At 66.7% G+C, this 22,016-nt stretch carries 17 protein-coding genes and 2 pseudogenes; 11 read left to right on the top strand and 8 right to left on the bottom strand.

Features of this window, described 5'->3' with window-relative positions:
• Positions 1 to 328: 328 nt before the first annotated feature.
• Positions 329 to 610 carry a hypothetical protein gene (locus ACWEJ6_RS50020; RefSeq protein ID WP_452432553.1) on the bottom strand — a complete coding sequence of 94 codons (282 nt, stop codon included), beginning with the start codon at positions 608 to 610 and terminating at the stop codon, positions 329 to 331.
• Positions 611 to 784: 174 nt separating this feature from the next.
• Here ACWEJ6_RS50020 and ACWEJ6_RS50015 point away from each other — a divergent pair, with 174 nt between their 5' ends.
• From ACWEJ6_RS50015 to ACWEJ6_RS49990, 6 genes are all read left to right on the top strand, one after another.
• The gene (locus ACWEJ6_RS50015; protein ID WP_452432551.1) at positions 785 to 2,230 is read left to right on the top strand and encodes a DUF3375 domain-containing protein; all 1,446 of its coding nucleotides are present in this window, start codon (positions 785 to 787) and stop codon (positions 2,228 to 2,230) included.
• Entirely contained in the window at positions 2,227 to 2,808 is a 582-nt protein-coding gene (locus tag ACWEJ6_RS50010; RefSeq protein ID WP_452432549.1) for a DUF4194 domain-containing protein, read from the top strand. Before ACWEJ6_RS50015 ends, ACWEJ6_RS50010 begins: the two co-directional genes overlap by 4 nt.
• Positions 2,805 to 6,182 carry an ATP-binding protein gene (locus tag ACWEJ6_RS50005; protein ID WP_452432548.1) on the top strand — a complete coding sequence of 1,126 codons (3,378 nt, stop codon included), beginning with the start codon at positions 2,805 to 2,807 and terminating at the stop codon, positions 6,180 to 6,182. The genes ACWEJ6_RS50010 and ACWEJ6_RS50005 overlap by 4 nt, the downstream gene beginning before the upstream one ends.
• Positions 6,179 to 7,378, top strand: coding sequence for a Wadjet anti-phage system protein JetD domain-containing protein (locus tag ACWEJ6_RS50000; RefSeq protein ID WP_452432547.1), 1,200 nt, complete (start codon positions 6,179 to 6,181; stop codon positions 7,376 to 7,378). Before ACWEJ6_RS50005 ends, ACWEJ6_RS50000 begins: the two co-directional genes overlap by 4 nt.
• Positions 7,379 to 9,340: 1,962 nt before the next feature.
• Positions 9,341 to 10,285: a C45 family autoproteolytic acyltransferase/hydolase gene (locus tag ACWEJ6_RS49995; RefSeq protein WP_452432546.1), complete on the top strand. Its 945-nt coding sequence runs from the start codon at positions 9,341 to 9,343 to the stop codon at positions 10,283 to 10,285.
• A gap of 340 nt (positions 10,286 to 10,625) precedes the next feature.
• Positions 10,626 to 11,711, top strand: coding sequence for a hypothetical protein (locus ACWEJ6_RS49990; RefSeq protein ID WP_452432545.1), 1,086 nt, complete (start codon positions 10,626 to 10,628; stop codon positions 11,709 to 11,711).
• Positions 11,712 to 11,980: 269 nt separating this feature from the next.
• On the opposite strand, the pseudogene ACWEJ6_RS49985 reads toward ACWEJ6_RS49990, so the two are convergent.
• The 7 genes and pseudogenes from ACWEJ6_RS49985 to ACWEJ6_RS49955 all read right to left on the bottom strand — a co-directional run.
• Positions 11,981 to 12,259 (bottom strand): annotated as a pseudogene (locus ACWEJ6_RS49985) (transposase); the annotation flags it as partial.
• A 505-nt stretch (positions 12,260 to 12,764) separates the two neighbouring features.
• Positions 12,765 to 13,010, bottom strand: a complete 246-nt coding sequence (locus ACWEJ6_RS49980; RefSeq protein WP_452432544.1) for a hypothetical protein — start codon at positions 13,008 to 13,010, stop codon at positions 12,765 to 12,767.
• Positions 13,011 to 13,343 carry a DUF6247 family protein gene (locus ACWEJ6_RS49975; protein WP_452432543.1) on the bottom strand — a complete coding sequence of 111 codons (333 nt, stop codon included), beginning with the start codon at positions 13,341 to 13,343 and terminating at the stop codon, positions 13,011 to 13,013.
• A gap of 244 nt (positions 13,344 to 13,587) precedes the next feature.
• The gene (locus ACWEJ6_RS49970; RefSeq protein ID WP_452432541.1) at positions 13,588 to 14,076 is read right to left on the bottom strand and encodes a hypothetical protein; all 489 of its coding nucleotides are present in this window, start codon (positions 14,074 to 14,076) and stop codon (positions 13,588 to 13,590) included.
• A gap of 24 nt (positions 14,077 to 14,100) precedes the next feature.
• The gene (locus ACWEJ6_RS49965; protein WP_452432540.1) at positions 14,101 to 14,361 is read right to left on the bottom strand and encodes a transposase; all 261 of its coding nucleotides are present in this window, start codon (positions 14,359 to 14,361) and stop codon (positions 14,101 to 14,103) included.
• 56 nt (positions 14,362 to 14,417) lie between these two features.
• Positions 14,418 to 14,690: pseudogene (locus ACWEJ6_RS49960) on the bottom strand (transposase); the annotation flags it as partial.
• Between the two features lie 182 nt (positions 14,691 to 14,872).
• Positions 14,873 to 15,754: a hypothetical protein gene (locus ACWEJ6_RS49955; RefSeq protein WP_452432539.1), complete on the bottom strand. Its 882-nt coding sequence runs from the start codon at positions 15,752 to 15,754 to the stop codon at positions 14,873 to 14,875.
• A gap of 951 nt (positions 15,755 to 16,705) precedes the next feature.
• On the opposite strand from ACWEJ6_RS49955, the gene ACWEJ6_RS49950 reads away from it, so the two are divergent.
• From ACWEJ6_RS49950 to ACWEJ6_RS49930, 5 genes are all read left to right on the top strand, one after another.
• Positions 16,706 to 18,904, top strand: a complete 2,199-nt coding sequence (locus ACWEJ6_RS49950) for a polymorphic toxin-type HINT domain-containing protein (RefSeq protein WP_452432538.1) — start codon at positions 16,706 to 16,708, stop codon at positions 18,902 to 18,904.
• Positions 18,904 to 19,260, top strand: a complete 357-nt coding sequence (locus ACWEJ6_RS49945; RefSeq protein ID WP_452432536.1) for a hypothetical protein — start codon at positions 18,904 to 18,906, stop codon at positions 19,258 to 19,260. The genes ACWEJ6_RS49950 and ACWEJ6_RS49945 overlap by 1 nt, the downstream gene beginning before the upstream one ends.
• Positions 19,261 to 19,815: 555 nt before the next feature.
• Complete coding sequence (locus ACWEJ6_RS49940) at positions 19,816 to 20,199, top strand: hypothetical protein (protein WP_452432535.1); 384 nt, start codon at positions 19,816 to 19,818, stop codon at positions 20,197 to 20,199.
• 610 nt (positions 20,200 to 20,809) lie between these two features.
• The gene (locus tag ACWEJ6_RS49935) at positions 20,810 to 21,286 is read left to right on the top strand and encodes a type II toxin-antitoxin system Phd/YefM family antitoxin (protein WP_452432533.1); all 477 of its coding nucleotides are present in this window, start codon (positions 20,810 to 20,812) and stop codon (positions 21,284 to 21,286) included.
• Positions 21,283 to 21,531 carry a hypothetical protein gene (locus ACWEJ6_RS49930; protein WP_452432531.1) on the top strand — a complete coding sequence of 83 codons (249 nt, stop codon included), beginning with the start codon at positions 21,283 to 21,285 and terminating at the stop codon, positions 21,529 to 21,531. Before ACWEJ6_RS49935 ends, ACWEJ6_RS49930 begins: the two co-directional genes overlap by 4 nt.
• Positions 21,532 to 22,016 lie beyond the last annotated feature (485 nt).

Raw genomic sequence — 22,016 nt, 5'->3', positions numbered from 1 at the left:
GCGACCACTACCTCCAGCGCTACTCGCCGCGCGCCCGCCGGAGCCCCTGGTCCCGCATCAACGTCGCCAAGGCCGAGGCTCCGGTGTCCGGAAAACGCGGGGCATGTCAGCCTGCCGCTCGCCACGCCGCCACCGTGGTCCATGCCGTGCCGGCGGGCATGGCGTTATGCCAGGGGGTAGCGGCTGAGTCTCGGCCAGGCCGCCGATCGTCTCAGCCAGCGCGGAGGTCGCGGCCAAATCCGTGTGGTGAGGGCGTGGCGCACGCCCGGCCGGTGACCTTTAAGCACAACCGGTGCTCGGCCTCGTGGTCGCCCAGCTCCGCGGCCCATCATGCCTGACCGAGCCAAGCGCTGGCCCAAGTCCCGGCGATCAGTGGATCGACATTCGCCCCATCGCTTACCGGTGGGCTCTGACCAATCGCCTGCACGACGGCGGACTTGCGCCTGGCAGGGGGCGCCGAGCAGTTCACGCGCAGCGCACGCTGGCAGCGCTGGATCAAGCGAAAGGCATCGCGGGAAGACTGGGGCATCACGACCGCTCTACCTGCCATATCAGAAATCGAGGGCAGCAGTTCAGCCTCGCCGCCCTTGGCGATGACGTCGGTGGGCATCTGGATGTTCTTGCCAGGTCAGTCCACCGACCGACTCTTGGGCGGACTGGCCCTGCGGTGTAGAGGCGAGGCCGGCTCGATGGTATCCCTCGAACTCCGAATCGGTGGGCTTCGGCGGATCTGCCTGACGTTGTCGTTCTCCGTGCCTAACATGTGCGCGAGGATGGTGAGAAGATGGAGTTCGAGGACATCAGCGCGCTGCGACGGCGGAGCGTCGCGTGGCGGTTGCTGCGTGCCGATCACGCGGCCCTGGTGCTGAGCTTCCTCGGGCGAGTGTTCGTTGAGGAGAACGCGCGGTCGGTCTCGGCGGTGGATCTGGCGGGCCGACTCGACGATGAGCTGTACGCGCTGAACGAGCGGCTGGGGGAGGGGGCTTTCCCAAAGACCGCCAAGGCCTACCTTGATGACTGGGCCGATCCCCGCGCCGGATATCTGCGCAAGTACTACCCGGAAGGGTCAGACGAGCCGCACTACGACGCGACACCGGCAGTGGAGAAGGCGCTGGCGTGGCTGCGGTCGCTGACGGACCGGTCGTTCGTCGGCACCGAATCGCGGTTGAACACGATCTTCGATCTGTTGCGGCAGATGGTGTTCGGGGCCGAAGCTGATCCGCAGACTCGCCTGGAGGAGCTGAGGCGGCGGCGCCGGCAGATCGATGAGGAGATGGCGCGGGTGGCAGCCGGAGACTTCGAGCCGCTGGGACCCACCGCGCAGCGTGAGCGTTACCAGCAGTTCACGAGTACGGCGCGAGAACTGCTGGCTGATTTCCGGGAAGTGGAGGCGAACTTCCGGACGCTCGACCGGCGCTTGCGGGAGAAGATCTCCACCTGGGACGGGTCCAAGGGCGCGCTGCTGGACGACATTCTCGGGAGCCGGGAGAGCATCGCCGACACCGACCAGGGCAGGAGCTTCCAGGCGTTCTACGACTTCCTGCTGTCCAGTACCCGCCAGGAAGAGCTGGCCGGGTTGCTGGAACAGGTGCAGGCGTTGAAAGAGATCACCGAACCGGATCCGCGGATGCGGTACGTACACCATGGCTGGCTGGACGCCGGCGAACGTACTCAGGCAACCGTGCGGCAACTGTCGGAGCAGCTGCGGCGATTCCTGGACGACCAGGTGTGGGCGGAGAACCGGCGAGTGGTGGAGATCGTCCGGAGCATCGAGAAGCATGCGCTGACTGCGCGCGCGTACGCGGACCTGCCGGTGACCACGGAACTGGAGGGGACGGCTCCAGAGCTCGGGTTGCCGATGGAGCGGCCTCTGTACGCGCCGCGGCTGAGGCGGCCGATCAACAGCGCGTCGATCGAGGCGGGCGGCCAGGAGTTCGAGGCTGATGCGCTATTCGAGCAGTTCTACGTCGACCGGGCGGAACTGGCGGCCGGCGTACGCCGGGCGCTGCGGGGCCGCGCGCAAATAGCGCTGGCTGACCTGATACGTGAGCGACCTTTGGCGCAAGGACTTGCCGAACTGGTGAGTTACCTGGCACTCAGCGACGACACGTTCTGCGTCGTCTTCGATGAGGCGCGCGTCGACCAGCTGGCCTGGATCGACGAGGAGGGGACCGAGCGGCGAGCGAAGCTGCCGCGGATCACCTTCGCCCGTACGGAGGTGAGCCCGTGAGCGCGGAACTGTCGCTGGCGGTGACCCAGGTGATGAAGGGAGTGGTGTACCGCGACACCCATGAGAAGGCGTGGCGGCACCTGCTCGACCTCCAGGCGCAGGTCCGCGACCATGTGGCGGTACTCGGGCTGTTGCTGGTAATCGACGAGGCCGAAGGATACGCGTTCTTGCGCTCGCGGCCCGAGCAGGAGGGGGAGGAGGGGCCGCCGCGGCTGATCCCGCGCCGGTCGTTGTCGTTCCACGTCAGTCTTCTGCTGGCGCTGCTGCGTAAACGGCTGGCCGAATTCGACGCGCGCGGCGGCGATACCCGGCTCATGCTGACCAGGGATCAGATCGTGGAGATGCTGGCGATCCTCCTGCCGGAGGGAAGTAACGAGGCGCGGCTGGTCAATCAAGTCGACGCGCACATCAACAAGGTGGTCGAGCTGGGCTTTCTTCGGCGGGTCACCGGTCAGGACAATCTGTTCGAGGTACGGCGGATCCTCAAGGCGTTCGTGGACGGCCAATGGCTGGCTGGGTTCGAGCAGGCCCTAGCCACGTACGCGGTTCAACTGTCGGGGACGGAGGAGAGGCCGTGAGGGAGGCACTGTTCAGCTCGGTCGAGCTCAGCGGCGAGGAGGAGAAGAGCCTGGCGGGGTACCGGCTGAGCCGGCTGGAGCTGTACAACTGGGGGACCTTCCATGACAAGGTGTGGACCTTCCGTATCGACGGGCGTAATGGCCTGCTCACCGGCGACATCGGCTCCGGCAAGTCGACGATCGTGGACGCGGTGACCACGCTGCTGTTGCCGGCACAACGCATCGCCTACAACAAGGCCGCTGGTGCGGAGACCAGAGAACGCAGCCTGCGTTCGTACGTTCTGGGCTTTCACAAGTCACAGCGCAACGAAGAGACCGGTACCTCTCAACCGGTGGCACTACGCGGTACGGACTCGTTCTCGGTGATCGTCGGCGTGTTCGCCAACGACGGGTACGAGGCGACAGTGAGCCTGGCGCAGGTGTTCTGGATGAAAGACGCTAACCAGCCGGAGCGGTTCTACGTGATCGCCGACCGCGACCTTTCAGTCACCGCCGACTTCTCGGACTTCGGTACCGACATTACCGCGCTGAAGCGGAGGCTTCGCGGAGCAGGAGCTCGTACGTACGACGCCTTTCCCGAATACGGCCGGGACTTCCGACGTCGATTGGGGATCGAGTCGGAGCAGGCCATGGAACTGTTCCACCAGACAGTGTCCATGAAGTCTGTCAGCGACCTGAACGAGTTCGTCCGCGACCACATGCTGGAGCCGTTCGACGCCGCCGCCTGGACGGCCAAGCTGATTGCCCACTTCGACGATCTGACCCGTGCGCATGACGCGGTGAAGCGGGCGGAGGAGCAGCTGGCGGCCTTGACGCCGCTGCTGGCCGAATGCGAACGCTATGAGGCCCTGCGGACGGAAGTCCGAGAGCTGCAGGAGCAGCGGGAGGCGCTGCGGTACTTCTTCGCCGATCGAAAGGCCCGGTTGCTACGGCAGCGGATCGATCAGCTCGGTGAACGGCTGAGCGATCGGCAACGTGAAAGACAAGAACTCGCTGACCGGATCGGCGGCCTCAAACGGCGGCTGGACAGCCTCGTCGCCGAACGAGACGGCAAGGGCGGAGCGCGGATCGGTGAGCTGGAGAAGCTGATCGACGAAGCCGGGCGGAACCGGGACGACCGGGCCGGCCGGGCCAAAGTGTTCACCGACCGGCTGATCCGTGTCGGCTTGGCGCCCGTGGAGACCCCGCAGCAGTTCACCGCACGGCTCCGAGAGATCACTGGCATGGCGGAGGCCACCGAGAAGAAGCGCGCGCAGCTCCAGACATGTCTGGAAGAGCTGGGGCTGGAACGGAGGCGGCTCGCGGAGCGGGCCGATGAGCTCGGCAAGGAGATCCTCAGCCTGCGCAGTCGCAAGAACAATCTGCCCAGGAAAAGCCTGGAGTTGCGGGCCTGGCTGTGCCGGGAACTCGACGTACGCGAGAGCGACCTGCCGTTCGCCGGGGAGCTGGTCCGGGTCCGGCCGGAAGAAGACCGATGGGAGGGCGCCGCCGAACGACTGCTACGTCCCTTCGCGCTGTCGATGCTGGTCGCCGAAGACCTGTACACGGCGGTCTCGGACTGGATCAACGAGCACCATCTCGGGACCCGGATCGTCTACTACCGGGTCCCGGCCGTTCTCCCGGCCTGGAGCCCAGGCAGCCGGGAGAATGGTCCGGTGCTGGCGGCCAAGCTCGAGATCAAGGACAGTGAGTTCTACCCGTGGCTGGAGCGGGAACTGGCGGTGCGGGCGGGTCACCTGTGCGCCGAGACGATGACCGAGTTCCGCCGCGCCGCGTACGCGGTCACCACTGCCGGTCAGATCAAGAGCGGTCGCGGCAGGCACGAGAAGAACGACAGCACGCGCATCGATGACCGCAGCCAATACGTGCTGGGCTGGACGAACGCGCAGAAGATCGACGCTCTACTCCGACAGGCGGCCACCGTCCAGGAACAGCAGAACGCCCAGAGCATCCGGCATGGCCTGCTGCAGGGTGAACACGGCACCTGTCTGGACCACATGAGGGTCCTGGCTCAGCTCGCCGAGACCACCGACTTCAGTGGACTTGACTGGCGCAGCCAGGTCAACCTGGTTGAGGATCTGGCGGCGGAACTGGCCAAGCTCCGGCGGGCCTCCAGCGAGCTCGAACGCCTCGCCAGCGAGATCGATGCCGTCAACGGCGACCTAGGACAGGCCCAGCTCCATCAGGAAGCATGCCTTAAGAACATCGGTGGCCTGGAGAGCCAGCTGAAGGCAGCAAACGAAGAGGTCGGCAAGTCCGCAACGATCCTCGCCGAACCGGCCGCTGCCGGGGCCGTGACACACTACGGTGACCTGGAACGAGCGTTTCCCGGCACCGGTGACCCGGCAGACTGTGACTCGGCCCAGGCCGAGGCAGGTACCGCCCTGAGCGAGAAGGTCGACAGGCGGCTCAAGTCGCAGAATAGCCTTGCTGGCAAAATCGCCACCCAGATGGCATCCTTCCGCGGCAGATACCCGAACGAGACGACCGATTTCGACGACTCGGTCCATTCAGCGCCTGGTTACCGAGAACTGCATGACCGGCTCGTCGGCGACGATCTGCCCCGGTTCCGGGAACAGTTCAAGACCTACCTCAACACCAACACCATCAACGACATCGCCGGGTTCAGCTCCAAACTCAGCCTGCAAGCCGACCTGATCCGCCAGCGGGTCGGTGTCATCAACGACTCCCTGCTCGCCGTCGAGTACAACCCCGGCCGCTACATCCGCCTGCAGGCCGAGCCGAGCCCCAACACCGACGTACGCGACTTCCAAGCCCAACTGCGCGAATGCACCGCCGGGACGCTGTCGGGCAATGCCTCCGACCAGTACTCGGAAGAGAAGTTCCGCCAAGTCAGTCGGCTCATCGAACGCTTCCGTGGCCGTGACGGCCTGTCCAGTGAAGACCGCCTTTGGACCAAACGCGTCACCGATGTCCGCAACTGGTTCGTGTTCTCGGCCTCCGAACGCAACCGCTTCGACGATTCGGAACACGAGACGTACTCCGATAGCAGCGGCAAGTCCGGCGGCCAGAAGGAGAAGCTCGCCTACACCATTCTGGCGGCCTCGCTGGCCTACCAGTTCAAGCTCGAATGGGGCGTCACCCGGTCCAAAACCTTCCGGTTCGCTGTGATCGACGAGGCGTTCGGCCGGGGCTCGGACGAGTCGACCAGGTTCGCCCTCAAACTGTTTCGCAGCCTCGGACTGCAGCTCATGATCGTCACACCACTGCAGAAGATCCATATCATCGAGCCATTCGTGTCGGCCGTCGGCTACGTCGACAACGTCAACGGCCAGTACTCCCGATTGCAGACCCTCACCATCGAGGAGTACAAGGCCCGCCAGGTCGCTCACGCGGCGGGTTCGCGCCCATGACCTGGACAACGCCGGACGATGTCCGGGCCTTGCTCACGAAGCGCTGGTCGTCCGGCAGATACCTGACCTGGCTCGCCACCGGAGAACCCTGGCGGCCCATCGACGTGCCGGTCCGCGGACCCCGCCCGAGCGAGTTGGCGGCGCGGTTCGAGGAGGTCCGCACCTGGGTCGCCCAATGGGAGAAGCAGACCCGGCTGCGCGTGGAGTACAAACCGATCGGCGGTCGGACCATCGGCGTGAACACCATCCCCGCCCGCGCCTGGATCGACGACCCGGACACCCTCTGGGGCCTGCTCAAGACCACCGGCGACGTCCGCGCCTTCCGCGCGCTCCATGCCAACGCCGCTGGATCACCTCAGATCGCCGCGTGGATGGCCGCCAACCCGATGAAGGTGCTGGCTCTGGCTGACACCTGGCCATCGATCATGGCGACCGTTCACTGGATCGATCAGCATGCCCGCGCGGGCATGTATCTGCGACACATCGACGTACCTGGGGTCGACACCAAGTTCATCGAACGCCACAAAGGGGTGTTGACCGCGCTCCTGGACGCTCGACTCGATCCGACGCGCGTCCGCGACGATCTGCCACGATCGGACTTCGAAGGACGATACGGCTTCCGCAAGAAGCCCCAGCAGGTCCGTTTCCGCCTGCTGGACGGTAGGAGTTTGACCGGCTTCACCGACCTGACCGTACGTACTGAGGAGTTCGTCGCTCGACCTCCTTCGGTGACGGCCGTGTTCGTCATCGAGAACGAAACCAGCTATCTGGCCTTTCCCGCCGTACCTGGTGGCATGGCCATCTTCGGGAGTGGCTACTCCGTCGGCGTGCTGGAATCACTGCCATGGCTGGCCGATACCGAACTGATCTATTGGGGAGACATCGATACCCACGGCTTCGCCATCCTCGACAGGCTCCGCAGTCGGTACCCGCACGTCATTTCGATGCTGATGGACCAGGACACCCTCATGGACCACCAAGCGCACTGGACCGCGGAACCCAGCCAAGTCACCCAGCCCCTCGCCCACCTGACGGTGGCCGAGGCAGCCCTGTGGCATGAACTACGCGCTCACAGGTACGGCCCCTCGATTCGCCTTGAGCAGGAACGTATCCGCTTCTCCGCGATCGCCGAAAGGATGCAGGCGGTGGTCACCACGCTGGCCCCAGCAAGTGCGGGTGTCAGTGACGGGGGATGAAGGCGCTTCAGCCGAACGGTGGGGATGGCGTATATAAATGGGCCAGGTGCGCTGGAGGTGAGATCACCTCGAGTGATGACGAAGCAGTGGGCCTGATGCTCGATGACCGCGACGATCTCGGCTCGCTGGTAGCGGCTGCATCGTCCGCCACGTCGACCTCTGACCTGGCCGAGGCGCAAGTCGCCCGCTGGGCAGGCCCACACTGCCGATGGTGATCCTGACCCGCGTGGCGAACGCGGTGCCACACCGAGCCGTGTCCCCGCTCAAGGCGGTCCTGGCGTCCGACGCGCCGGGCCGCAATCCCCACCGGCGCCGACATGGCCCCTGATGGGACCGGCTGATGACGGTCGATTTTCGCGAGCCGCTTACGCGCTCGTGCGCGGGTGCGTTCCGTCAGGGCCGTGACCAGCATGCCCGCTTCCCCGCGCGTCAGGGCGCCGATGACGACATGTCCTTCGGCTGTCGGGCAGGACGGTCACCTCGTGAGCCGTCCTGGCCAGGGTCCCCGGGCCCGGATAGCTGCTCGGAGGCTGGGCAGCGGCCCCGGCAGTAGCCGTTGCTGACCACGAGCCGTCCACGGATGGCTGTGTAGTCGCCGAACTGCCGGGCGATGAGCACACCCTTGCAGATGGGGCAGCAGATGGACTGGTCAGTGGGCATCAGGGCCTTCTCGAGTGCTGGAGGTCGTTACGCTGGCGCTCCAGGCGAGTGACAGCGCCGGAGCACCAGGTCGGCGGCCGGTGCCGTGATGGCCGGCTATGGCCTCCACGAGGGCTCTACACCGTTCGCTCTCCGCATTATGCCGAGCCTGCGCGCGAGTAGCACGCCGCTCTGGGTATCAAAGTAATGATCATTTCTCGCGGGATCGTTTCCCCTCGCCCCTTGGGGCAACAAGGCGCTCCACTTCCGCTGTGTCGATCACGGTGGTCCGCCAGGCTGCGCGACCTTGTCGGGCCAGGCGACATCTGAGGGCTGGCGCCGTCAGCACATAAAAAATTGAGCCTCTTTCACCCCCTTTGGCCGACTCTTCTGAGCGGGGCTGATATCCCCTCCACTGGCCCAGCTCAGCTCCGGTTGCTCCGGGCGCGCCGGAGCCCACAGGGCTCATTGCCACCAGCTGCCGCTCCTGACCCGCGACAATAGAAATGAAGGGTGAAATTGCGCACCCGATGGGAACGTGCGTGACGCTCAAGCGGCGCTCATCTGAGCTGGAACCGGCCAGACGTAATCTACATTGTAAAGGCGTCGGGCTTGGCCAGAAACAACACGCGCCACGCAAACAAAAACCGAACGGGCTTCGCCCGTACTCGCTCACCAAAACCAGGAAGTTGGCGTCGCCGGAGGGCCTCAGAGCGGGCCTCGTACAGCGGAGTCCAAAAAATCGCTTCACGAAGCCACAGCCATTTGCAAGTTCAGGCCCGAGCCGCCCCATGGCCTTCCGGGCGTGCCGACGGCCGTGGATCAGGCCAGTGACCAGCGTGTGGGACTCGTCCGGAATGCTGTGATCACGGTGAGACCTCCTTCCGCGAAGACCATCGCTTCGGCCCGTGTCGGCGACAGTACCGACCCCTTCACCAGGAGAACCCGATGGGGCGATGGACGACGGTCGCGGTCCTAACCCTGGCCGGACCGGCCCTCGCCGGCGCGTCCCCTGCCGACGCGGCCACGGCCCGCGACCCGGCCACGGCGATCCAGCGCCAACTCGTCAAAGGGCACGGAGTACGGATCACCCGATAGATGGCGTGCTCCGCGCACGATGGATGCCCTAAACGCCGGCCCTCCTGACTCCCGGCTTCTCCAACGCGGGACATGTTCGCCTACTCGGAATTCGGCCACGCTCACGTTCAGCGGCTTCATCAGATCCAGCGCCTGGCCGTCGCCGATGGCCGCCTGGTGAATCACCCGCACAATTAGCTAGGTTGCCCTCACCTCGTCCGATTCTCACAGGGAAAGTGGCAAGCCATGCGGCAACAGCACAAGACCTTCCAGGCGATCGAGGTCGGCGACGGCGGCGACGAGCGGTGGGCCGCCCACGCCCGGGCCCTGTGGCAGGACATGGAGGGCCTGCTGACCGAGGAGGGCCGGACTCCGGAGGGCGCGGATCGTGTTCGGGCGCTGTTCCGTGCGCACCTGCCGGAACTGGTCCCGGTTCTGGACCGCCTGGCCGGCCAACTCGACCGGCCCGAGGCGGAAGTCTTCCTCACCCACGCGGCACTGCGGCCGTTCTCCCAGTCCTGCACCCAGATCGGCCAGAACGGCACGCTGCTGCGCAACTATGACCTGCGGCCCGATCAGTGCGAGGGGACCATCGTCTCCTCCTGCTTCCTGCGCCCCGTGATCGGGATGCAGGACATGCTGTGGGGCTTGCTGGACGGGATGAACGACGCCGGTCTCGCGATCTCGCTCACCTGGGGCGGACGTTCTGTCTACGGACGTGGCTTCGCCATTCTCATCCTCGTGCGCTACCTGCTGGAGACGTGCGACACCGTCGATGAGGCGGTCGACAGGCTGCGGTCCCTGCCGGTCGCCGTCCCCCAGAACCTCACCCTTGTCGATCCCAAGAAGGCGATGACGGTGTTCGTGGGACCGGATATGCCGCCGACGGTGGCACCGGACGCCTGCGCCTCCAATCACCAGCACCTGCCGGTGACCGACGAGCAGGAGCGGGCCATGCGGACGCTGGAGCGGCTGCGAGCCATCCGCGCCGCGGGCGCGGACGTGGCGGCGATGCTCAAGCCGCCGCTGTATCGATCCGTCGACGAGCGGGGGACGGCAACGCTCTACACCGCCCACTACCGGCCCGCCGAGGGCCTTGTGACGTACTACTGGCCCGGTGAGTCCTGGCAACAGTCCTTCGGCGACTTCACCCCCGGAACCCGCACCGTGACCTTGGGCCGGGCCAGCTGAAAAGCCAGCTTTCCGGACTCCTGCTCACCCCTGTACGAAGATCTTGCGAGAACATGCTTTCATCCGCCGCGGACAAGCCCTCCCTCGGCCGGCCCCGCCACGTGGCAATCCCCCTGAACGGTCAGCGCCCGGGCTGCCTACGCGGGAAGCGATCATTCTCTTCTCGGGAAGCGATCTTCTCAACCCCTCTTGCGCCCCAGGCCAGCCCTTTTCGTGAACACCCCGAGGACGAGGGCGCCGAGGTCCCGTCCGGATGGTGAGCGCCGGCTCCTGCGACATTCGTTCGTCGTGTGGCCTATGCTGGGCGCATGATCAAGAGAATCGAGTCCTCCGTCCGCCTGTGAGCGAGACGCCCGAGCCTGGACCGCTCGGAAACCAGACGAGCCTGTACGACCACGCTTTACGGCTCCACCGCCTGTATCCCGATGCCGCGCTCCCGAACAACGGCGAGCCCTACCCGGTCAGCGATGCCCATCGCCGGCGGGTCCGCGAGCCACAAGACGACCGACGACGCCAGGGTGCCGGAGCGGCCGCGATCCTGGATGCGTTCTTCACGCGCCCCGACGCCGTCCCACGGGACTTGACCTGGGCCTTCCACGACGTCGACGTCCCCATCCACTTCAATGAGCACATCACCGCAGCCGCGCTGCGCGCCGACCTCGAACGAGTCCAGGAGACCGGTCGCTGGCTGGTCCGCAACAGCCCTGACGAATGCTCGACGATCATCGGCCTCGCCCTGCTCGCCTCCGACTGGGACGAGCGGGACATCGACCTGATCAAGCACATCGGCCTGCTATCGAAGACTTTCGGTCCCCTCGCGGCACACGCGCTGAAACGGCGGACGGGCGGCGACCAAGCACTCCTGTGGCTCGCCCGGCGCACCGCAGGGTGGGGCCGGGTCTACATCGTCGAGGCTCTGTGCCAGGTCGGCGGAATCGCCGCCCGCCCCTGGCTGTTACGCGAGGCCATCGACGGCGACATCCTCAACGGCTACTACGTCGGCGCCGTCGCCAGAGCCGCCGACGTCCACGAGGCCATCACCGCACCTGCCCCGGACGATGACCTCATCGACCACACCGGCCGCCTGCTCAGCCTCATGGCGGACAACGACGGTATGGGCCAGACCTGGAAGGGCTATCACGCGATCCGCCGGGTCCTGGACGCCCACGTCACCCACCTGGCCCACCAGCAACCGACCGCGCGCCGCTACTACACCGCGGCCTACATCGCCGACCGCCTGCTCAAGGCCGACCCCGACCTCCCGAACCTGCCACCCGACCACCAAGTCCACCTGCTCGACCAGTACCTGACCATCCTGCGACGCGACGATTGGTCGGCCGCGGCGCGCGCAGACCTGGACCCCACCGACGAACGCTCAGATTGGTTCCTGGAGACCGTGGCAGCACGCCTTCACCTGCCGAGCTGACACCCAAGCAGTCGCCGCGGTAAATACCGGATTGCCTCGGTGGAGACTCCTCGTCTTCAGCTGTTCCTTGGGTGAGATGTGGGACGGGTGGCGCATCATGTCGTCCTCCTCCCGAGCGTGGCCACAACCGTCAAGTAGACCGATCGTTACAGGCCGCGCGGAGTCCGCGCCGGACAGCGCGGAGACTGTGGAGAGCGCAAGTGCCTCGGCTACCGAACTCCGGCCCAATGTGTTGCCTTGACTCTTTGAATCTAAGGAGACGGCCTTCAAATCTCGTTGGTCCGCTGGAGTTCGGCGTTCTCCCGACGCGGCCGCTTCAGCTCGACCGACTCGTCACTGGTGTGGCCGGGCCGGCTGCCCTCGTCGACCTGGGCCTGGCGGACCCCGGTACGCGGTGTCTCCGCGGTGCCGGTGCCGATGCCGATGCCGAGCTTAGTCGCCACCGCGTTGATCGTGGCCCATTCGGTCGGGTAATCCGGCCGCACCTCGGTGACCATCCGAACCGCTCGTCTACGCAGCTCGGCGGGGTAGGGGGACTTGCCTGGCATGGACTCGATCCTCTCAAGAGATCACGTCTCCACCGAAGCCGGGGCGATTCAATCAGGTTGTCTGGCAATCCCATCCGCGTGACCGTCAACGAGGATTGCGCCGCCATGCGCGTCGTCGCGGCGATCGATGCTCTTGCCCCTGAGCGCGACCGCGCTCTCAGGCCGTGTTCGCGCCGCTGGTCGCGGGCGTAAGTTCGAGGACACGCTCGCATGTCCTCCGCCGCCCTCGCCGCTGACGAAAGTCAGTCACATGGATCACAGCCCCGCAGACGCTCACCGGCCGTCGAAGCCGAACCAAGCGCTCAAGGTGCTGCTCGACGAGGTGGTATGGCGCCCCCGGAGGCACGCGCCCGCCGGATCAACGCGGTGCTCGGACAGCGCCTGGGAAACTCTCTCGAGATCAAGGCCTCTGAGCAGGGGAAGAACGCTGACTTGGGCATCTGCGGGTGGAGTGACCGCCAGTTTCCATGACTCCCCGCTGATCGCTGCACGAACGGGCACGCACCTATGGCCATTCGACGCGAACAAGATAGACCTCGCGCTGCCGGTCCAGGACCACATAGTGGCGAGACCGCGTTCTCCGAACGCGTGCGTAAGCGTGTTCGCCCTGGGGTTCTTGGAGTTGTACGGGTCTCCACTCCAAAGGAGCGGTCTCCAGCAGCGCGAACAGATCCGCGAGCGGACGCAGTGCATGGTCGGGCAGCGCGGCGATCTGTTCCTCGGCTGCATGATCGATGATGAGCTTGAACACCTAGACATCGATTCCATGAGCAGCGAGGATCTCCCGCCAGGGCCTCCCTTGAGGAACGGGTTCACCGGCAAGAGCCTGCTGGGCGCGGATGTGCATCTGACGGCGCCCCTCGGGATCCTTCGCGGTGTCACACGCGGAGATCCACCAACGGTGCACGAAAGCGTTCAGCGCCCCAAGATCCAGGCTCACTCTGACCTCGTCGAGCACAGCCTGGAGCCCGGCGTCGAAAGCTTCGCGATCTTCCGGGACAGCCAGCGCGGCACGGATGGCCCGCAGGTTCTTCTCAGACAGAGGCGCGCCGACGGAGATGAAGTCCTGCGGTTGTGCGGTCATGGTCGTTCCCTTCCTTGTCCTAAAGAGGCTATAGAAGACAGCCGACATCCTTCACGCGCGGACGAGAGATGGTCCTGCCACAGCATGGGAGTGGAGCGCGTGACGATGTGCTGGTTCAGGATCGTGATCGGGGCGCGGTCAGTGAGGTCCAGGACCGCTTTGCGTTCGGTGCCCGGCGCGGCTTGCCGGGCTCGCCGCGACGGTGGTGTAACGCCGCTTCCCCTTGAGAGCCTGCTGACAAAGGCTAAGCGCTCGTGGGCATGGGGCCGTAGAGGGCTGGTCCGATCTTGTTGATGTAGCCCTGGTAGAACCATTGGGACAGCTGGACGCGGAAGCTGTTGACGTTATCGAGGCCGAGGATGGCGGCCAGTTCCTTGCCTCTCCAAGCCCGCCAGGGCTGGGTGGCCAGCGGTCGCGGGACCTTACCACGCCGGTCGGGACGGGGGAGGGCTGGCGGTGGGGGAGGGCCGGTCCAGCGGCCTTGGGATGGCTGGCCTGCCAGTTCGCGGGTCAGGCGGCGGGTCATCTGGTGCACGGTGGCCCACCAGAGCATGGCTTCGTGGTGTTCGGGTTCGCGTTCGTAGATCCGCACCAGCCGCCGGTAGCGGGTCAGCCAGGCGAAGGTTCTCTCCGCCACCCATCTACGAGGCAGCACGAGGAAGCCGCGCACGTCGGCGGAGCGCTTGACGATCGTGACAGCCAGGCCGAGGACCTGCTTGGCCCAGGTCACCATGCGTGCGGCGTAGCCACCGTGGGCTCACACCAGCGCGATGGTGGAGAACTTCTCCCGGAGCGGGGCCAGCGACGGGTGGGCACCGTCACGGTCCCGCATGGAGGCGGCGGTGACGATCACGCACAGCGGCAGCCCGAGCGTGTCGCCCGCGATGTGCCGCTTCCGCCCCTTGATCTTCTTGCCGGCGTCATACCCGCGGGCCGCGGCCCCGACGGTCTCGGCGGCCTTGACCGTCTGGGAGTCGATGCACCCGGCGGCCGGCAACTCGCGGCGTCCGGCCAGCACCCGCGGACGGCCGCGCGGACGGCCGCCAGCTGTTCGGGCGGAGCACGCCGGGACCAGCGCGGGAAGAAGGCGTACACCGCCTGATGCGGAGGGAAGTCCACCGGCGGGGCCCGCCACTCGATCCCGTACCGGGTGACCTCGTTGATCGCGTCGAGTGTCGCGCGCGGGTCATGGATCATCGTCCTGCCGGTGGTCGCGACCAGTTCGGCCATCACCGCCCATTCGGCGTCGGTCAGGTCCGACGGATACGCTGGTTTCCGGCTGCGACATCGGCACCCCGGTGAAGCGCGATCGGTGGCGCCCGGGGGCGCGGGCGTGTAGACCGACAACCACGGGCTCCTGGTTGCCGAGTTGTGTGGACAACACCTCAGCTATCAGGAATCCGCTCGTGTTTGCGGCACATCGCTCGAAAATGGCCTCGACCAGGGCATCCCCAACCTCAGCCCCCGCGACCAAAATCGGTAGTCAGCAGGCTCTCAGGCGTGTGGCGCTCGGGTCTTCGTGGATGCTCTCAACATGTGCGGCCCGGTAGTTCGCTGTGCTTCTTCTCGTGAGGCCGAGTGGGGCGCGGCACGTGGGCATCGATCTCCGCGATGAGGGTTCGCACCTCTTGGGAGGTCCGGGCATGTGCGGCCAGCTCGGAGCGGAGTTCTCCCAGCAGGGACTGGCAGCGGATTGACGTCACCATCGGAAGTCGACGCACCGCCAGGCGTCCGGCGTGTACGGCCTGTTCGAGGTCGCCTGCCGCGGTGTGGGCGAGGCCGAGGAGCGCGCTGTGGCGCAGCGCTGATCGGCGGTGAGCGTCAGCGGCGTCCAGGGCTCGTTGGCGTAGCAGGGGTTCGGCTTGCTGGATGAGGTGGTTGCGACGTCGGGGGAGGTGGCGTGCGAGCATGACGAGGGCGCGGCCTGTCAGAGCGTCCAGTTCTGTCGGGGTGACGTAGTGGGCCCATTGAGGTCGCTCGTCGTCCGGGCCGGCCAGGAGGGTCATCGCTCGGTCATGGGCACGCTGGACACCGGTCAGGTCGCCTGCGCCGGCGTGTGCCAGGGCGCCGCGGGCGGCGATCAGCGCTCGCACGGTGGGCGGAGCGTGAGAGGCGGCCTGCGCGGCCGCGGCGGACAGTTGAATCGCCTCGCGGTGCTTGCCGAGTGCGCTGGCGTGGTTGCTCATCAACGCCAGAATGCTGGCTGTGACGCTGTGGTCCCCCGCGGAGCGCGCGGCGCGTAACGCCAGGTGGTACCAGCGTTGCGCGCGCCCGTCCTGGACGGCTTCTTGCGCCATCCAGCCGGAGGTTTGGGCAAGCTGAGCTAGCGCCGTGTGTAGGCGTTTGCCGGGCCGGTAGAGCGGGCGCGCGAGCTCTCGCGGGCCGATCCGTCGGTCGGGGGCGAGCAGCACGGCGCCGAGGCGCTCGTCTAGGCGGTGCCGTGGCGGCGGGTGGACAACGTCGGCGACATCGAGGAGCTGCGCGCCCAGGCGGCATGGAGCGCCACAGAGGTGCCGCGACGATCGTGACCGGGCTGGAGACCGTGGCCAGCGCTTGCCTGGCGAGCTGACCATCGAGCCGTTCACCCGCGATCAGCTCAACTCGGTCTCCGCTGGCCATCGTGGGCGAATCGCCTTTTCCCGCTGGTCAGAGCGTGATGCTCTTGTCTTCCGCATGTGGCATGTTGGCAGGTCTTCACAGCGAGTCGCCGGCAGCTGACCGCGCGGACGACGGCAAGGGAGCTGGTCCGGCTCCCTTGGTGCCGTTCGCGCTTCTGCGCTGACTGGCGAGGTCGCGGTTCGTGTGAGGAGTTGTCGCGGACGACAGTCCGGTAGCCCTGTGTGGGCCGAGCGTCAGCTCCGGCACCCAGGACACCCGCAACGCGCCACCCCTGGCCGCTGGGGGGAGCGTCTGTTCGGCCTATGCTCCTGGGTGGGCCGAGGCCAGCGGCATCAAGGTGATGTGGCCGCCCACGTGCATGGCCTGCTTCGCCCTCGTGGAGAGACGTCCAAGAGGGCGACAGCTGAAAGTACGTCTAGCGGCCGAGACCGGCCAGGAGACGGGACAAGAGCCGGTACCGCCGTAGGGGGCCGGACACCGACTGGACCGTGGGTAGGGCGCTGGGGAACCCCCTGTCCTGTTGCCCACCCCGGCCAGTACGGGCCCGGCCGCATTGGCACCGCTCGCCGCGGCGATGGACAGATTCCGATAAACCTCGCTCCGCGGAGGCGTCCCTCCTCAATACTGGTGCCCAGTTCTCCTGGCCCACACCGGCAACCAGGTCCAGCACCCCAGGGTCGGCCAGTCGCGGTAGTCCGTCTTCAGCTCTTGCGAGGGCGCGTCATGGACACGGAGAGGCAGTCATGACGGAACCGAACCCGAGCGGTGAACACCCGTTCGCGCGTGGCCCCGTTGCAGGGGCGCGAAACAGCTCACCGTGGATGTCGCGGATCCAGGTTCTGACCGGCCGTCAACGAGCGGTACTCCTCGGGGTGATCGGTGTCGTCATCGTGGCGCTGGTGGCCGGGCTCATCTCGTTGACGTCCCCATCCTCCGATTCTGACGAGGCAGAGGCGGCTCGGCGAAACCTCCAGCCGTTCCGGGAAGCCGTTGCGGACTTGGCCGATGCTCCTGGCCTGCGCTACAAGGACACCTCGGCTTACGGCATCACCGAAAACGACATCACGGTCACCGCCAGCGGCAGTCAGTTCGGCACCACCACCTCGGGGCGCAACGACCACGGCCAGGACGTGCTGCGCATCGGCGGCAAGACGTTCATGCGCTGGCAGGTCGATCCCGCCCCCAGAACGGACGTGCCGGCGGGCGAGAAGGCGCCGCCCAGCGAGTGGGCCGTGGGGATGGACGACGGCTCCGAGCTGATGGACGAGGCGCTGGCCCGCACCATCGCCCCCTCGAAGCTGGCGGCCGTGCTGGACACGGCCCTGACCGACCTGGAGAAGACACCGCGGCTGGCGAACGAGCCGAAGACGTCGAGCACGTCCGGGCAGCAGCCGCTGAGCGTGAACGGAACACCCGCGCTGAGCGTCGACACCTCTGCCGGGCGCTTGTTGGTGACGAAGGACAAACCGCACCGGGTGCTGCGGCTGGAGGCATACGACCTGCGCAAGGACCTCGCCCGGGCGAGGGAACAGATCGAGCGCGGACAGGAGCTGACCGCCCCCCGCAAGGTGACCATCGGGCCCCTGGCGCCCGGCGACGCCGAGGGCATGGACCTGACCCCGATCCTCACCGAAGCCGCCGTCGACAAGATGTTCGACACCCTCGTCGAGTACGCCGACCAGCTCAAGAACGCGACCGACCATGGCATCACCTTCACCCTCGACGACGCGGGCGATATGGACTGCAGCTCCTCGGGCTGCACCGCCACCCAGAACTTCACCGGTGAGGTCTCCTCCATCGCCCGGAAGGAACGCGTCACCCAGGGCGTGGTCACCGCCGTGATGAGCGCCACCTTCTCCATCGACGGCAAGCCCGCCGGCCAGTGCGCCAGCCCCCAGCGCACCTTCCCCGTCCAGGGCAACAGCGTCTCGGGCACCCTGCGGTGCTCCAACCCGCAAGCCGGGCCGCTCTACGCCTCGGTCGCGGCCCGCGTCAAGGCACAAGCCGAGGCCCAGGCCCAGGCTTGCGGCTGCAGCGTCCGCCTCACCTATCCACTGCGCGCCAACACCCTGATCGACGCACGCGCGCTGGCCAAGGTCGAGGCGGAAAAGCTCGCCAATCAGGCGAGGTCGGAACGAGACACCGCGACCTGCGCCAGGCCACACAGCTTCCCGACCGGCACCCGGGTGCTGCTCGCCGACGGCCGCACCCGGGCCATCGAGGACATACGAATCGGAGACCGAGTCGCCGCCAGCGACCCGCGAGGGAAGCGCACCGGCACGCGGCCGGTGACCAACACTTTCACCACCGAAGGCGATAGAGACTTCACTTCGCTCACCGTCGCCACCGACCAAGGCCTCGCCACCGTCACGGCGACGGACAACCACCCGTTCTGGCTCGCTGACGAGCAGCGGTGGAAGAACGCCGGTGACCTCCGGGTTGGTGACGAACTACGCACCGCGAACGGCGCCAGCGTGGCCGTAACCGAGGTCCGGGACCAGCAGGGGTCGCAACGCACACACGACCTCACCGTCGATGGCCCGCACACCTACTATGTACTCGCCGACACAACGCCGGTTCTGGTCCATAACTTCGCCCCCTGCCGACGTGCCGTTATGGATCCCGCTAAATGGGACTATCTTTTCGGTAGGGTGAAGGAAGGGAGCCACAATGCTCCACGGTCTGCCCAGAACCTGGCTCAGCTCAAGCGGATTGGCATTCACGACACTCCCGAAGGCCGTAAGATCATGATGGATTTCTTCAACAATCAGGTCTCCCGTACTGACAACATCATGAAGGAATACACTGACCGGTTCGGGACTTTCCAGATTCGGGACGGGCTGCTCGCGGGGCCGGGCGGATTCTTGCACGTAGAGTCGACGTTTCAAGTCACCGACGGTGGCTTCCGCCTCACTACGATCATTCCTCGCGGAGGTCCGTGATGGCCCATCATGAATTCCTGGTTCCCGACGACGCCGAAATTCTTGACGCGTTCGGTGTCGCGTCGGCGGCAGTCGATGGAGTGGAATGGACGAGATCCCTCCACCTCAGATCAGGCGTGGAAGACGAGGTTCACCTGATCTATGACATTCCTGGGCGCTCGATTCGCCTTCAGTGGTATCGACAAGAGATCTGTTTGCTCGACGTCTTCAGGGAAGAAGCGGCGCGTCTGTCAGTCGTGAGCGACAAGGGCGTAACCGCGCTTTCGCTAGCCTTCGCGTCGGACTCGCTGTCTGGCGAATTGCGAATTCAGATATGGCCGACACTTTCGATAAGTGATCGCCTTCTGGCGCACTGACATCCTGGCGTCACAGCTGATCGCGTTGGCCGTGCACTTGTCGCGAAATGGGGCTCAGAGTTCGGGCGGTGGCCCCTCGACGGCATCGGCTCATCCACCAGCCAGCGCATCATCGCCATATTCCCGTACCGAATCGTGACGTCTGCTGGTCCACGCCGCACGGACGGGCTGATGCGGAGGGGGGCCCGCGGTTGGCGACGGCTTCCCGCCCCCGGTTGTGGAGGGGCGGCGGCCGGTTCCGCCTCGCCCTTCGCGCCCGAGGCCGGCGCGGCGCCCACCGCGGACGAAGGGCGATGGCGGGTACGGTCGAACTCGCCCACTACGTGCTGGTGAGCGCCTCGCCACGGCTGCGGGACTGGCTGGTCGACGAGCACCAGCGAGGCTCAAGAGCCACCCGAACGACCCGTAGTTCCGTCCAGTCGGGCACGGTGGCGCCGCCCACGATGCCGCTGGCTACCCGGGCCTTGGTGTATCCCTCGGTGACCCAGGCGTACTCGACGTCGAGGCTCCCGCCGTCGATTCGCGGCGGTCGAGCGCGAAGCCCATGTTGATCCGGTGACGGGCCGGCGGCCCGTCGTCCCCGGCGCGGGCGGACACCTCGGCGTGAAGGGCGATCGTCTCGTCAGGCTGGAGGCCGAGGAGGGGGATGTTGGCCGAGGCGAAACCGTCACCGGGCTGCCAGAGCACGGACTGCTCACTGCCCCACCAAAGCCGCGTCTGCTGCGCGATGCCCAGGTTGGCCGGCACGTTGACGTTCCAAACCCGCTCGACTCGCCGACCGCCGGGGCCCGTGACCCGCACCGGCCGCGGCCGCCCGTCGCCCCACTAACTCTGGAGCCGCTGGACGGTCTGGGTGGCGAGGTCCGACTCCAGCGTGTAGACGAGGCGGGCGTCGTTGATGTCGAGGAGCTCGCCGGTGACCGGGTCGCGGGCGCGTAGCCGGGCGACGTCGTCCGGGCGACGTCGTCCGGGTTGTCGTCCGGGGTTAAGGAGGCCTGGATCTGCCGCTCGTACCCATCGGTGCCGGGAACGCCGATTGGCCGGCAGACCATCGACCCGTCCCGCAGCATGACCGGGTCGGGCGTGTGTCCTGGCCGGACGACGCGGCCCAGGCCCAGCCGGGTCGCCCGCGGCGCTGGCCGCGCTTCGGCCTGGCCGCCGGTCCAGCCGACCGCGGCCGGGCCGAACGGTATCGCTGAGATCGACCGTCTCGACGGCGGGATCGGTGGCCGTGAATGGGACGAGCGGTAGACCGTCGGTAGTATCCGCGGCTGGCCAGAGGGCCTTGGGGCGGCGGGCGAGCATGTTCGCGACGAAGGCATACGAGCCGCCGAGAGCCCCACAGCCCGGCCAGGGTCGAGCCACGTGCGTCCAGCCAGATCCCCTCGAGCAAGGCCGGGCGGCGAGGCGGATTCGCCGACCAGGATGCGGCGGTGCCCGACCCAAGTGACCGCGCCGTCCCGCGCAACCGCCCTAGCCGGCCTCGGGGAGGTGCTCACTCATCGCGTCCTCAGCCTTGCCGCCGCCGTTCGGGGCTCATGGTGAGCCTGTGGGTTTGTCGGCGGGAATCGACATTCCCGGTCATAAGAAAGCGAGCCGGTCGAGCAACATGTACATGGTGAACATCCTGTGCGGGTTGTCCAAGTTCCCGTATGGTGGAGACATCCACCAAGAACCGCAGGGACCGGAACAGAGCGACCCGGTCCGGCTCCACAGGAGTGACACCAGCATGGCCACCACGCATGACTCCCTGGGCATTTCCGAGGCCCGCAGCCAGCTCGGCACGCTCGTAGCGCGCGCCGTGCACGGCCGCCGGCACACCACCATCAGCCGATCCACCACCGAGCGCGCGGTGCTCATTTCCGAGGAGGAGTTCAAGGAGTATGTACGACTCAAGCAAGAGCGCGAGGCCGCCGAGGTCCGCGCCGAGATCGACGCTGCCGCCCGAGGGGAGCTCGACATGACCGTCTACACGTCGCGCGAAGAGGCGTACGCCGATCTCGGGCTCGGTGACGCCGCCAAGTGAAGATCCCCGTCCACCTCGCCCCAGGCGTCAAGGCCGCTCTGCGCCTGGCACCGATGACCCTGCGCGCGTCAATCGTCAACGCGCTGCTGGATCTGGGCGACAACCCCACGCCCCCCGAAGCCGTCCTGTACGCCGCAATTCCCGGCGCGTACGAGCTGATCACGCCGACCTTCCGCGCGCTCTACACGCACGGCCCGGAGGACTTGGATCACGTATCTATCTGGGCACTCCATATCAACACCTGAGCGGCGAGAAGGCTGAGAACGTCCAGGAGCCCCGCGTCGCTCCTGGACCTCCACTATGCGGCGACCTGAGTTCGCCCCGCGACGTGCGCTACAAAGAGATCACTTAGCGAAGGTCACAAAACGCCGAACCCGGATAGGCGATCGTTAACGCCGCGAACGCCACATGCCGGGCTCGAACAGATAGGCGAGCCGCCGCCCCGCGCACGCTAGCCCCTGGAGCAACCGCCGAGGCGCCCCGCGCGCCCACCGTGCCGCCCGTGGTGCCGCTCGCCAAGACCAGGTGGCGTTCATCCTCGCCCCCGCCCTCGTCGTGGAGAACAACACACCGACCTGGCGCGCCAAGACCGCGCCGCCTTCAGCCCCGACGTGATCGGCGGCCAACCGAGCATGGATCACCGGTGGGTGACCTACTCGAATGCGACGCGGCTCGACGGCGTCGACCACTCCGTAGTGCCGACCCTCCCAGGCCGCGATGGCCGATGGTG

It is taken from the genome of Nonomuraea sp. NPDC004702 (assembly GCF_053601695.1).
Note: the sequence above shows the minus strand (reverse complement) of the source record. Positions and strands in the feature narration are given on the sequence as shown.

What these genes read in the sequence shown, in the direction of transcription:
- ACWEJ6_RS49950 (WP_452432538.1), top strand. Translation starts at nt 16,706, where the DNA reads ATGACGGAACCGAACCCGAGCGGTGAACACCCGTTCGCGCGTGGCCCC.
- ACWEJ6_RS50000 (WP_452432547.1), top strand. Translation starts at nt 6,179, where the DNA reads ATGACCTGGACAACGCCGGACGATGTCCGGGCCTTGCTCACGAAGCGC.
- ACWEJ6_RS50015 (WP_452432551.1), top strand. Translation starts at nt 785, where the DNA reads ATGGAGTTCGAGGACATCAGCGCGCTGCGACGGCGGAGCGTCGCGTGG.
- ACWEJ6_RS49975 (WP_452432543.1), bottom strand. Translation starts at nt 13,343, where the DNA reads ATGACCGCACAACCGCAGGACTTCATCTCCGTCGGCGCGCCTCTGTCT.
- ACWEJ6_RS49970 (WP_452432541.1), bottom strand. Translation starts at nt 14,076, where the DNA reads ATGGTGACCTGGGCCAAGCAGGTCCTCGGCCTGGCTGTCACGATCGTC.
- ACWEJ6_RS50020 (WP_452432553.1), bottom strand. Translation starts at nt 610, where the DNA reads ATGCCCACCGACGTCATCGCCAAGGGCGGCGAGGCTGAACTGCTGCCC.
- ACWEJ6_RS49945 (WP_452432536.1), top strand. Translation starts at nt 18,904, where the DNA reads ATGGCCCATCATGAATTCCTGGTTCCCGACGACGCCGAAATTCTTGAC.
- ACWEJ6_RS49995 (WP_452432546.1), top strand. Translation starts at nt 9,341, where the DNA reads ATGCGGCAACAGCACAAGACCTTCCAGGCGATCGAGGTCGGCGACGGC.